Annotated in this window: 9 protein-coding genes, 1 tRNA gene and 1 pseudogene; 7 read left to right on the top strand and 4 right to left on the bottom strand. The window is 39.4% G+C overall.

Annotated elements, in window-relative coordinates; genetic code table 11:
• The first annotated feature begins 290 nt into the window (after window positions 1-290).
• Window positions 291-365 (top strand) — tRNA-Gly (locus NHN17_RS24410).
• A 244-nt stretch (window positions 366-609) separates the two neighbouring features.
• Here the strand turns inward: NHN17_RS24410 and NHN17_RS24405 are convergent.
• Window positions 610-828 carry a helix-turn-helix domain-containing protein gene (locus NHN17_RS24405; protein WP_255045270.1) on the bottom strand — a complete coding sequence of 73 codons (219 nt, stop codon included), beginning with the start codon at window positions 826-828 and terminating at the stop codon, window positions 610-612.
• Between the two features lie 194 nt (window positions 829-1022).
• Between NHN17_RS24405 and NHN17_RS24400 the strand changes: the two genes are divergently transcribed.
• Both NHN17_RS24400 and NHN17_RS24395 read left to right on the top strand, forming a co-directional pair.
• Complete coding sequence (locus tag NHN17_RS24400) at window positions 1023-1235, top strand: hypothetical protein (protein WP_255045269.1); 213 nt, start codon at window positions 1023-1025, stop codon at window positions 1233-1235.
• A 10-nt stretch (window positions 1236-1245) separates the two neighbouring features.
• Window positions 1246-2424, top strand: a complete 1179-nt coding sequence (locus NHN17_RS24395) for an Arm DNA-binding domain-containing protein (RefSeq protein ID WP_255045267.1) — start codon at window positions 1246-1248, stop codon at window positions 2422-2424.
• 543 nt (window positions 2425-2967) lie between these two features.
• Here the strand turns inward: NHN17_RS24395 and NHN17_RS24390 are convergent.
• Window positions 2968-4803 carry a DUF2264 domain-containing protein gene (locus NHN17_RS24390; protein WP_255045266.1) on the bottom strand — a complete coding sequence of 612 codons (1836 nt, stop codon included), beginning with the start codon at window positions 4801-4803 and terminating at the stop codon, window positions 2968-2970.
• A gap of 3 nt (window positions 4804-4806) precedes the next feature.
• On the bottom strand, window positions 4807-5862 hold the full coding sequence (locus NHN17_RS24385) for a LacI family DNA-binding transcriptional regulator (protein ID WP_255045265.1): 1056 nt from the start codon (window positions 5860-5862) through the stop codon (window positions 4807-4809).
• Between the two features lie 376 nt (window positions 5863-6238).
• On the opposite strand from NHN17_RS24385, the gene NHN17_RS24380 reads away from it, so the two are divergent.
• From NHN17_RS24380 to tnpA, 4 genes are all read left to right on the top strand, one after another.
• On the top strand, window positions 6239-7423 hold the full coding sequence (locus NHN17_RS24380) for a glycoside hydrolase family 88 protein (protein WP_255045263.1): 1185 nt from the start codon (window positions 6239-6241) through the stop codon (window positions 7421-7423).
• A 40-nt stretch (window positions 7424-7463) separates the two neighbouring features.
• A complete protein-coding gene (gene dctP / locus NHN17_RS24375) occupies window positions 7464-8447 on the top strand; it encodes a TRAP transporter substrate-binding protein DctP (protein ID WP_255045262.1) in 984 nt (327 codons plus the stop codon).
• A gap of 49 nt (window positions 8448-8496) precedes the next feature.
• Window positions 8497-10473, top strand: a complete 1977-nt coding sequence (locus NHN17_RS24370; protein ID WP_255045260.1) for a TRAP transporter large permease — start codon at window positions 8497-8499, stop codon at window positions 10471-10473.
• A gap of 151 nt (window positions 10474-10624) precedes the next feature.
• On the top strand, window positions 10625-11056 hold the full coding sequence (gene tnpA / locus NHN17_RS24365) for an IS200/IS605 family transposase (RefSeq protein WP_255045259.1): 432 nt from the start codon (window positions 10625-10627) through the stop codon (window positions 11054-11056).
• Window positions 11057-11237: 181 nt separating this feature from the next.
• On the opposite strand, the pseudogene NHN17_RS24360 reads toward tnpA, so the two are convergent.
• Window positions 11238-11756: pseudogene (locus NHN17_RS24360) on the bottom strand (agarase); the annotation flags it as partial.

The following is an 11756-nucleotide window of genomic DNA, read 5'->3' as shown; positions in this document are numbered from 1 at the left end:
CAACTAGTTGGGATTATCGCCTAACTGCAGGATCGTTCAAGTTAGCTTAAACGATCGGCATTAAACACAAGGTTGGCTTTTTTTTGTTCGGTGTCGTTGGCTATGGACTCGAGCAATAGCAATAAACTGTATATTATCCATACTTATATGGTTGTTTATTAAGCACTTAGTGTGCTCATTCGTGATCTGTGTCACGCGCTGAGAATCAACACTTCTTTTCCCTGCCAGTTGTGCCAATATAGCAACTGTTCGATGCACATCACCTTTGGCTCTAAGCCAAAAACCAATAAGCGGGCATCGTATAATGGCTATTACCTCAGCCTTCCAAGCTGATGATGCGGGTTCGATTCCCGCTGCCCGCTCCAAGTCTCCTTTCTTGCAATAACCAATATATCTGTTTGAAAATAAAGCGCTTAATGGCGTGTTTTGCTGTGTCTGGCGATTAGAATTACAGTTGTGCTACAAGCCAAGTGATACCGCTGGGGACCACAAAGGGACCAAAGTGGGGACCACATTGGATTTATTGGCAAGTAGACAGATGCATTTCACTTTGCGAAATAACATCAGCTCAATATAACTATTTCTAATGGTAGAACCTGGTTACGTACATCAATCTTCGGTTTGTTCGTCATCAATCACTTCTAGTAAGTCACCAACCTGACAATCTAGATAACGGCATAGCTTTTCTAAAGTATCAAAATCGATTCGGTTATTTGTTTCATGATAGAGGCGAGTAACAGTATTTCGGTTAATGCCAGCATCTCTAACAATATCAGCAATCTTGAGTCTTTTGGCTCCCATAATGGCTGAAAGGTGGCACTTAATCATTTTCTATTTCCGCAACATATTGATATCCAGAGTATAACTTAGGATCAGTGCCAGGATCTAGCTGCTTTCAAGGGCTAATTGTTACCTTGCCAGACTTTAAATGTACCTCTATAGGTACAAAAAGTGCTTGACGCGCGTGCTCATGAGGTCAATAATAACCCTCAAGAGGTACAATAAGACACTTTGGAGGTTTTATGGGCTTTACCTATCTAACAACCGCAGAACTATCCGCGGCCATCAAATATGACAAGAGGGTCATACGTGAGCAGCTAAAGGATTCTGTTCTGTTTGAAGGTATTCATTACATTCGTCCATTTGGTGGCCGGAAAATTCTTTTCATCTGGGAGCGCGTTGAAGAAGAGATGTTGAATGGTGTGACAACGTATTCTCTGACAAATGGAAGTTGAGAGGTGAAATATGGGAAGCATCAATGTCAAAAACAATAAGTTGTATCTGGATTTTAGATATAAAGGGCAACGGTGTCGTGAGTATACCCAGCTGATTGACAACAGCAGTAATCGACGCCGACTCGGACAGTTACTAAAAAATATTGAAGCAGAGATCACCCTTGGCACTTTCGACTACGCCAAATATTTTCCGAAAAGTAAAAAAGTCGAAAAGTTTGCTGTACTTGCTGAACGTAAGCGCAAAGCAAAGGCATATTTTGAGTCACCAGATGCCCCAAGGCTGAATGAATTTGCAGAGATCTGGTTATCTGAAAAGCAAATTGAGTGGCGAAAAGGCCATTATGAGGATGTTGACGGTATTCTTAGGAAGTACATTATACCTATGTTCGGCAGTAAGAAGATCAGCGCCATCACCAAGCAACAAATCTTAAGCTTTCGATCTACACTCGCCAAAGTCCCAGGTCGAAAGGGGAAGGTACTTAGTCCATCTCGCATCAATCATATCATGACGCCATTAAGGATGATGCTAAACGAAGCCGCTGAACGTTATGAGTTTACTTCGCCTTGGAAGAATATAAAAGCGTTAAAGGTTGGCCGCACTGAAGTTGATCCTTTCAATTTACAGGAAGTGGAGCTGGTGATTCAAAGTGCAACAGTTAATTTCAAGGCCTATTACATCACTCGCTTCTTTACCGGATTAAGGACCAGTGAGATTGATGGTTTGATGTGGAAAGACGTCGATCTGAAGAACAAAACTATCACGGTCAATCAGAGTTTGGTTCGTGGTGAATTATCGGATCTCAAGACAGAGGGCTCTTATCGTGTCGTCATGCTGCCAGATAGGGTAGTTGAGGCATTAATCGAACATAAGAAAACTTCAGTTCTTAAATATAAGTACGTTTTTACTAATACCAAACACCAGCCCCTTAATTATCAGGTTGTATCCCGTTCAGTTTGGTACCCCACACTGCGTAAAGCAGGGCTACGGCCAAGGAATCCATATCAAACCCGTCATACCTACGCAACGTTGTTATTGGCCTCCGGTGAATCTCCGGAATGGATTGCAAATCAGATGGGGCACACCACGACCACAATGTTGTTTCGCGTTTACTCAAGGTATGTGCCTAATCTAACCCGTCGTGACGGTAGTGCTTTTGAACGGTTTCTTCAGCAAGGAGGTGATCTATGAATTATTCAGTTTTGGCAGTCCACTGTGCCAGTTTATGCCTTGATATTGTTCAGAATCCTACGTTTAACGATCTGAAGCATGAAGATATAAACGCCATGTACCGAGATGTGTACTTACTGATTCGAGAAAGGACATCCCTCTTGCCTGAGAAGCACGATAGGGAGAAGGTCTTTCTTTGTAATGTTACCAATGGGGTTATAAGTGTCTTGCATCAATGCCAGCGGTATCCAGAAGCTAGAGATGTCAATTGGGTATTGACTGCAATAGCGTTAAGGAAAGAAAAGTCAAATGGTGGATATTAGTACAATCACCAACTCTGTTATTTTGGATTTTCACTTACAAAACGGGGGCGTACCTTACATTATCCAAAACCTTGCTGTCTTGAGTAAGGAAGCATCAACCGAGAAACTGCGACTCATTTAGTTAAGTTGATATTTTAACTAACATTTTTATAGGGTTTTAATAGAGATAAGGCTCTTATTGACGACCTCTGTGAACATCTTAGTTACTACGCAGAAGTTTAAATAGAGCCAGTAAATCTTTTTAATTATTGATTTTTCTTGGTTGGTTAAGCTGAATATGCTTTTGGTGCCATGTTAGCGTTTGCGTATGACTTTCAAATGATATATCAGGTAAGTTTTCTCGATCGCAGTCACTACCTATCACAGAGACTAACCAGTTTGTCCCCTTTGAAATTTCAGATTGTAGGGCTGGGATTGTTGCTTGCTCTGAAAACAGCAGATGACTATTAGGCGGTGTTTGTTGAAAAAAGCCCTGTGTGTCATTTCCAGCGATGGCTTTAATAAATAAATTGCCACCTTGATAACGGCAATGAGATAAATTTTCTGTAGTGTGAATATCCAGTGCTTGGCTTAAAGGGAGCGCCCACCCGCCTTCGACGCTATCAAGCTCTCTTTGACTAGTGATCTTATGTACGCGAACTTGAAAATTAGGTTCGCCAAGAAGCCAAGTATCAACGGTCACATCGTGCCAAGGAGCCCAGCGGCTATAGATATAATCTGAGGTGATTTCTAGTTGCTGACAATCACGACGACTGCGGAAGTAACCATCCTTTTCAGACAGGTACAGTGCAGAGTCAATTGGAGTATGCCGTAAACCAAAGCGGCCACGATCAAGGCAGAAACCGTATTTGTTTGAATAGGCGAACTTAGTGTACTTAGCATCAGTGTTTACATAGTTGTTAAGTTCTAGTTGGCCCGAAGTTAAAAACCAAGTGTGATTGCTTTGTGCTTGCTGAAAAACGATCTTAGCTGCTTGAGGGATCACTCTAGGTTCTGCGATCATAGGTAATGGTTTTTCTTCGCATTGCCAGAAGGGGTGTTGATCTTCCAATGCGAGGAATAAGAAGGTTTTCAGGGCCCAGTATGGGGAGCCGGGGCCGTTATAGTCCTCAGCCATGACAAGGTTAGAGTAGGAATAGCCAATCGTAATTAGACCGTGGTTATTTAAAATATCCTGTTTTGCCCACCACCGTAAATTGCGTAAAATAATGCCTTTCATTACGCCTAAACTATGTTCATTACTTTCAACGTAAACCATAGCGCTCCAATAAGCGACGTGGGCAAAACGATAGGTCAAGCTACGTCCAAAAGGTACAGTATCACCTTGTGGTGAAAATAGCGTGATATAATCATGAGAAAACTGTTCAGCTCGCTTCTGTAGAATCATACACCGTTCTGGATCTTTGTCGGTCATAAACTTAACGTAAAGTAAGCTATAAAAGTGAAAACCCATTGAGATGTAATAATCTTTTGGGCGTCCTGGGCCATCGCAATACCATCCATTGCCGAGGTACATTTCTTCGATTCCATTAAAGTGACGATTAAGGCAACTCTGATCGTATTCAAACCCCATTCGCATAAGGCCAACTTGGATGATAATAGGGAAAAAACGCCAGTTACTATCTGCCACTTCACAGTTGGCTGTTTGCGCCAACCAAGTTACTAGGTTGTCTAAGGATTGTTGATCAAAAAGATCTTTAATCTGATCTGGCACTAAGCAGAAACCAAAACCATAAACTGCAGCTTCTACTGTTCGCTGATCAATTGCGCCAATATCTCCCCAGTATTCAGAACTGGAAGGATCGGTTCCAAGCTTAACTGCTTCAATTAATGCACTTAGATCACATTGGTTGGATGAGCCTGCAATGCTTGGAAAAATCCCCCAAAATAACCTACTTAAGCCTTCCATTTTCGCTATTGATTCAGAGCATAGTGCTGAAGTAGTGCCTAGCTTTAAGCCACTAGTTGTAGGTTCAGCAAACTCTGCTGCTGGTTGAATAAGTCTATTCAGTAATTGGGATAAATTTGACTTAGTTGGTTTATTAAGTAACGCCAGCATTTTATGTGAATTAGACATGATTTATTTCACCGAGTTACGTTCAATGAGTTCAACGGAGAGGTTAGAGCGCACAGAGCTTAAGGTTCCATGATTGATTTTGTGGATCAACATTGCCAGGCCTTGCTTTGCGAGATCGATATAATTAACGTGAATTGTTGTCAGGTTAGGGGTGATCATTTTAGATATTTCTAGATCATCAAAACCAATCACTGAAATATCTTCTGGAATGCGGGTACCATGATTTTTCAGTGATTGAATTAAGGAAATAGCAATCATGTCACAAATGCAGAATACCGAGTCACAGTTATCAAAGTAACCACGTTCAATTAGATTCGGAAGCAGCTTATGAGCACTGAAATTAGCCCCTGCATTATTATTTTTGATCATTTTAAATAGCTTGGGATCTGAATTTTTAGCCACATCGAGCAAGTCAATAACTTGTTCATCAAGAGAGAAATCAGCCCCTATATCATGATATGCACGCATAAAACCTTGCTGTCTTTGATAGATGGAATGTCTTAAATTGACAGTGATAATTTTGGGGTGAATGAGAGACTGCTTGATAAAATGCTGACCGGCAAGATAGCCTCCTTGTTCATAGTCGGGGGAAATACTGGAACATAGCATATTGGTATCGACACCATTAATTATTTGAACGGGTAGATCATGTCTTTTTAGGTGCTCAAGGGTGAGTGGGTTTTCAAGTCCAATTAGTAAAATTCCATCAAAGGAGGATAAATACTCATGGTACTTGTCAAAGTTGTCCGTTTGGTTAATAAGAAATAACTCATAATCAATTGATAGCCGGTTAGCTTCAAATTTTAATCCAGATAGGATGGAATTGTAAAAACTTGAAGGTGTTTCAACATCATCATTAGCAATGATGGCAATTTTCCTAAGTTGAGACAATACAGCTAATCGGTTTTGACGCTTATAGCCAGTTTGTTCAATAGCTCGATTTATGCTTTCTCGTGTATCATTACTGACAAATTCTGAGTTATTTAAAACTCGTGAGACTGTTGCGATAGAGGTTCCCGAATACTTGGCGAGCTCTTTTAATGTTACCTTCTTGCTCATTTATACGTTCTCTAGTGCAGGTATATGTCAATACTTTATAAATTAAATATGCATCTTTGCAATTAAATTCTTCGTTAGTTAGTTAATCTGATAAGATAATCACAAAATGAAATTAATTTCATGATGATTTTATTTAATCTACAGGGTTTAAAGTTGCTGTTTTTGTTTTTTTGCATTTAAAACAGTGACTTAATTGGATTCTGTTATGGTTAAATAGCAACTGATAACTATTATCATTGTAACATTTTCATATGAGGAAAATTAAAGGTTTAATGCGATCTCTATCTCAGAACTAAATTCTGGTTTTAAGAAGAATAAGGATAATTACAGAGTGAAGCTACTGAATAATGAACTCTAGTATTAATAGAGAGGCAGTATGGGAATTAATTTTACAATCAATTTTGAACAATATCAGACCATTGACAAACAGGGAGTAACCCAAGCGTTATCCGATGCAATTAACATTATTAAACATAACTTGACGACTTTTACTCATGCTAGCCAAATGCATTCAAGTGTCAAAAATCAATACCAGGCATGTAAAAATGATCACTGGACTTCTGGTTTCTGGCCGGGAACTATCTGGTTAGCTTATGAAAATAGTCTAGATGATGTTTTTAAAGACTCAAATTTGATACAGATTCAGAGTTTTCACCAACGTATTATCAATAAAGTCGAAATTGACCATCATGATCTTGGCTTTTTATATTCACCATCTTGTGTGTCGGCGTGGAAACTAACTAAGAATGAACAGGGCCGTGAGTCTGCCATTTTAGCGGCTGATGCTTTGATAGCTCGATACCAATCTAAAGGTGGTTTTATTCAAGCTTGGGGAGCGATGAATCAATTGGAAAATTATCGTTTTATTATTGATTGCTTGATGAATGTTCCACTTTTATATTGGGCTTCAGAAGAAACAGGGGATGATAAATACCGTCAGATTGCTTCTGTACATAGTAGAACAACACTTGAAAATATTATTCGTGAAGATGGCTCAACCTATCACACTTTCTTTATGGAGCCAGAGTCAGGTAAACCTTTGCGAGGATCAGCATGCCAAGGATTTAGCGATGACTCTGCTTGGGCCCGTGGTCAAGCATGGGGCATTTATGGTTTTGCCTTAGCCTATAAACATGAAAAGGACAAAGAATATTTGAAAGCATTTGAAAGAGTGGCGGAATACTTTTTCCACCACCTACCGGATGATCTTGTTCCCTATTGGGATCTCAATTTTAACAATGGATCAAATGAGCCTCGTGATACCTCCTCTGCTTCTATTGCTGCCTGTGGTTTATTAGAAATGGCAGATTTAGTTGATAACGAGAAAGCTGCGCTTTATCGCTCGATTGCTAAAAAACTCATCTACTCCATCTACAACAGCTACGCGGTTAAAAATATTGATCAGTCTAATGGCTTAGTCTTGCACGGTACTTATTCAAAGAAAACCCCGTTTAACACTTGTGATGAAGAAGGGGTGGATGAATGTGTTTCATGGGGGGACTACTTCTATATGGAAGCGTTGACACGACTAAATAAAGACTGGGATTCGTACTGGGGCTAATCAGCGCAGATCACGCATTACATTAAAATACAGGGTAATAATGATGATAAAAAAATTAGTGCTAACTATAACATTGTCTATTCTTGCAACGGCCAGTACGTTTGCTAGTGCTGCTACATTGCGATTTGCTACTAACACACCACCCGACGGAACAGTATCAGGCAAACTTATCAAAGAGTTTGCCGAACGTGTGGGTAAAGAAACAGATAAACGTGTTCGTGTACGTGTATTCTGGAATGGTTCATTAGGTAGCCAGCAAGAATATTTGCAGCAAATTCAAACTGGAATTATTGATTTTGGTTTAGTGGGGAGTGCAACCTTAGAAAACATCGGGCCAGCCTATAGTGTGCTCAATATGCCTTACTTATTTGAAACGGTTGATGATTATCGTAATGTAATGAACAGTGATTATGTTCAAAATACTCTTTACTCATCAACTGAGCAAAATGGTTTTATCGCTTTTGGTTATATAAGTAATGGTTTCCGCAGCATTATATCAACAAAACCAGTGGATTCGTTGGATGATTTAGGTAGGTTGAAAATTCGATCAATGGATAGTAAAACCTTTATAGAGTCACTGAAAATCATAGGTGTCAACCCAATTCCAATGAATTTTGGTGACGTGTACCCAGCCATGCAGCAGGGTATCGTTGATGGGGCAGATATGAACCTGTCAGCATTTTGGGATTCTAACTACGGTGAGATCGCCACATACGGTATCCGCACAGAGCACGTTCGCTTAACTGACTTAATCGTTATGAGTAAGCGTATGCAGAAAAAAGTCTCCCCTGAAGATCTGGATACTATAAAGAACATCATGCTAGACATCAGTAACAAGTCTATCGATTTAGTAAAAGAAGATCAGACTAAATCGGTGCAACTAGCTCAAGACAAGTTCGATGTAAAAATCATTGATATCAATAAATATGAGCTGAAAATGAAATTTTCTGACTTCTACAAAAGCTTTGAGAAAAACCCTGATACAGCAGAAGCTTACAATCAAATCATGACTATCCTAAAATAATTAAGCTAGCGAGAGAGGTATACCTCTCTCGCGAATAGAGGAATTTACCATGTCAGTTGTTACCGATTCTAAAATCGTTGAAGAATCCACTCTGAAGGTGTATGAATCAGATACTTCACAAGACCATGATCTGGATAACTTTATTACTAATAAAGTTGTGAGTGGCCTTTTTAAAATAACAAGTACCTTTTTAGTTATGTTACTTGTGTTAATGAGCATCACTATTGTTTATCAGGTTTTATCAAGGTATGTGCTTGGTTCGCCCAGTTCTCTCAGTGAAGAGGTTTTAAGGTATGCATTAATATGGTTAGGTATTCTAGGTGCAGGCGTTGCTTGCTTACATGGACGGCACCTTAATTTGCCTCTAATCAATAATTACATATCACTCAATAATCAACGTATGCTAAGTGCATTTAATACCACTGTAACTATCATTTATGGCTTCATTATGCTGATTGGTGGCATAGTGGCTGTAAATAAAAATTCTAATTTTGAAACACCAATGCTTGGTGTTTCAATAGGGGTCTTCCAATCAGTTATATTTATTGCTGGTTTTTTAATTATAGTTAATGAAATTGTGTTCTTTTTAAATAAGCATGGTCTAAATAAAAACACATTAGTAGCGTTGGTTAAATCTACTATTTTTATTTTTATCATGTCTATGGGATGGTTGTGGTTTCGCACTACAACTACTTACGAATATTTGACCTTTGAAAAACTTGAGTTGTTCTCAACAGTTATTCTGTTTGTTAGTTTTTTCTTCTTCTTAACAGTAGGAACCCCAATAGCTTTAGGGTTAGCATTTTCTGGAATGATTACGCTATCTCTATTTATCGAATCCGCAGATTTGGTTGCCACTGTAGGTGAAAAGATATTTGGTTCATTAGATAACTTTGGTTTTCTAGCGCTGCCATTTTTTATCTTGGCTGGTAATATTATGAACCAGGGTGGCATTGCACAACGCTTGATTAACTTAGCCATGCTCCTAGGTAAACGTATTCCAGGTACGCTTTGGCAAGCTAACATCCTTGGAAATATTTTATTTGGCTCTATCTCAGGCTCGTCACTCGCCGCTGCAACGGCCATTGGCGGCATTGTTTCGCCAATGGCTAAAAAGCAAAAATACGATCGAGGTATCACAGCAGCACTTAACGCAACATCATCAACATCAGGTATGATGATTCCACCTACTGGTATTTTCATTCTGTATTCATTACTTATTGGTGGCAGCGCATCAATTGCTGGACTCTTTGTCGCAGGCTATATTCCAGGGTTAATGCTAGCGGGTAGTGCAATGATCATGGCTTATGTCTATGCTAGACGTCTTAACTATAAACCAGATAAATCGCCGGTTTCTTTTTCTCTATACCTTAAGACGTTTGCTGATGCGTTACCAGCATTATCACTTGTGATAATAATTATGGCCGGTATTATCGGTGGTATATTCACTGCTGTTGAAGCGTCTGGTATAGCTGTTTTATACAGCTTTATTTTGGCATTGTGCTACAAAACACTTACTTGGAAAAAATGTTTCGATATTTTGTTTAATACCGCTATGACAGCAGCAGTGATTTTCTTTCTTATTGCTTGCTCGGGTCTAATGAGTTGGAGTATGACATTTGCAAGTATTCCAGAAACAATTGCAGATTTTTTGATTGGTTTTAGTGATAACACGAATGTGGTATTAGCTATGATGGTGGTGATTCTGGTTGTTGTTGGTGTATTTATGGATATGACTCCAGCAATTCTCATTTTTACACCGATCTTCTACCCAATTGCACACTCAATGGGTATTGACCCAATTCATTTTGGTATTATCATTGTGTATACGCTTTCAATTGGTTTGGTTACACCACCAGTTGGGCCAGTTCTTTTTGTTTCTTGTAGTATCAACGAAACAACAATTTCAGAAGTGATCAAGCCAATATTGCCAATATTTGCATTACAAATAATAGGTGCATTCTTTATCGTTTTTATTCCAGAAATTAGTTTATATCTACCAAAACTGTTTGGTATCATTCAGTAGAGTAGAAAATTCTAACTATAAAAATACGATATTTAATTATAATTTAACATTGATAACTCCCCAGCTATGCTGGGGTGACTCGCATAGGTTTGACCGTGACAACGCTCTATGTAACTTCTTTGCTCGACCAAAAGTAAAGAGGAAACAACCTATGCGAGACTATAAGAGTCTGTCTCATACAAGATGGGATTGTAAATACCACGTGGTATTTATCCCGAAGAAAAGACAAAAATTGATCTATGGTGCAATTAGGAAGCATCTAAGCTCCACATTTCATGAGTTGGCCAATCGTAAAGGCATTAAGATCGAAGAAGGACATTTGATGAAAGATCATGTTCATATGTGTATCAGTGTCCCTCCAAAATATTCAGTATCTAATGTCGTTGGTTACCTCAAAGGAAAAAGTGCGATATCAATAGCTAAGAAGTTTCGAGGCAGGCAGAGAAACTTCAATGGTGAACATTTTTGGGCGAGGGGATACTTTGTTTCAACTGTCTGTCTAGACGAAGATACAGTTCTTGAATATATACTGAATCAAGAACAAGAAGATGAGCACCGAGATCAATTGAAGTTTGGAATTTAGCGCCTTGGGCGCTTACTTAAGCCCTTAGAGGGCGTCACCCAATAAGTCTCCGGCTTTGCCGGAGGTCATTTAACAATGGTTTTATGCCGATTTATAACATACTGTTGAGTGAGATTATTCAATCTAAATAAGATATAGATGACCCTGACCTATTAATAGGTCAGGGTGTTAATTGTTAGTTTCACTTAGCTTGCGAGTTGAATCTTTGCTGATATAAAGAGCTGTTAATTGTCTTGGCAGAATTAACCATCCCACCATAAGGCACGTCAGTTACCGAAACAAAGCCGATGTTGTAGTTTTCACCATCAAAAGAACGGCCGGTGATCGGTGAGTCGATATATTGGAAGTAGTGGCAGCCGACAAAATACGGGTTATCAATCACACTTTGGACATAGCGCTCATACATTTCACCACGTTCGTCTTGATTTTCCGCTGACACTAACCCTGGGTGGTAAAAACCGGTGTCCCGGGCGCCAAAACAGAACTCACCAATGATGCTTGGTTTATCGATTTCTTCCAGGAATTTCCAAGGTTCTGGGTGTAAGCCTTCTTTGTAGTAGTTATAACTCATTACATCGGCATGTTTGGCGCAAGCGCGTATCACTTGCGGTGTCATTCCCCAATCGGCAAAGCGGGCACCTAGGTAGAGGTGGTTAGGCAGTTCTGACTTGACGGCTTTAGCTACAATGCGGAAATACTC

It is taken from the genome of Photobacterium pectinilyticum, from assembly GCF_024357955.1.
Lineage (GTDB): Bacteria > Pseudomonadota > Gammaproteobacteria > Enterobacterales > Vibrionaceae > Photobacterium > Photobacterium pectinilyticum.
Note: the sequence above shows the minus strand (reverse complement) of the source record. Positions and strands in the feature narration are given on the sequence as shown.

What these genes read in the sequence shown, in the direction of transcription:
- NHN17_RS24405 (WP_255045270.1), bottom strand. Translation starts at nt 828, where the DNA reads ATGATTAAGTGCCACCTTTCAGCCATTATGGGAGCCAAAAGACTCAAG.
- NHN17_RS24390 (WP_255045266.1), bottom strand. Translation starts at nt 4,803, where the DNA reads ATGTCTAATTCACATAAAATGCTGGCGTTACTTAATAAACCAACTAAG.
- dctP (WP_255045262.1), top strand. Translation starts at nt 7,464, where the DNA reads ATGATGATAAAAAAATTAGTGCTAACTATAACATTGTCTATTCTTGCA.
- NHN17_RS24395 (WP_255045267.1), top strand. Translation starts at nt 1,246, where the DNA reads ATGGGAAGCATCAATGTCAAAAACAATAAGTTGTATCTGGATTTTAGA.
- NHN17_RS24380 (WP_255045263.1), top strand. Translation starts at nt 6,239, where the DNA reads ATGGGAATTAATTTTACAATCAATTTTGAACAATATCAGACCATTGAC.
- NHN17_RS24370 (WP_255045260.1), top strand. Translation starts at nt 8,497, where the DNA reads ATGTCAGTTGTTACCGATTCTAAAATCGTTGAAGAATCCACTCTGAAG.
- NHN17_RS24385 (WP_255045265.1), bottom strand. Translation starts at nt 5,862, where the DNA reads ATGAGCAAGAAGGTAACATTAAAAGAGCTCGCCAAGTATTCGGGAACC.
- tnpA (WP_255045259.1), top strand. Translation starts at nt 10,625, where the DNA reads ATGCGAGACTATAAGAGTCTGTCTCATACAAGATGGGATTGTAAATAC.
- NHN17_RS24400 (WP_255045269.1), top strand. Translation starts at nt 1,023, where the DNA reads ATGGGCTTTACCTATCTAACAACCGCAGAACTATCCGCGGCCATCAAA.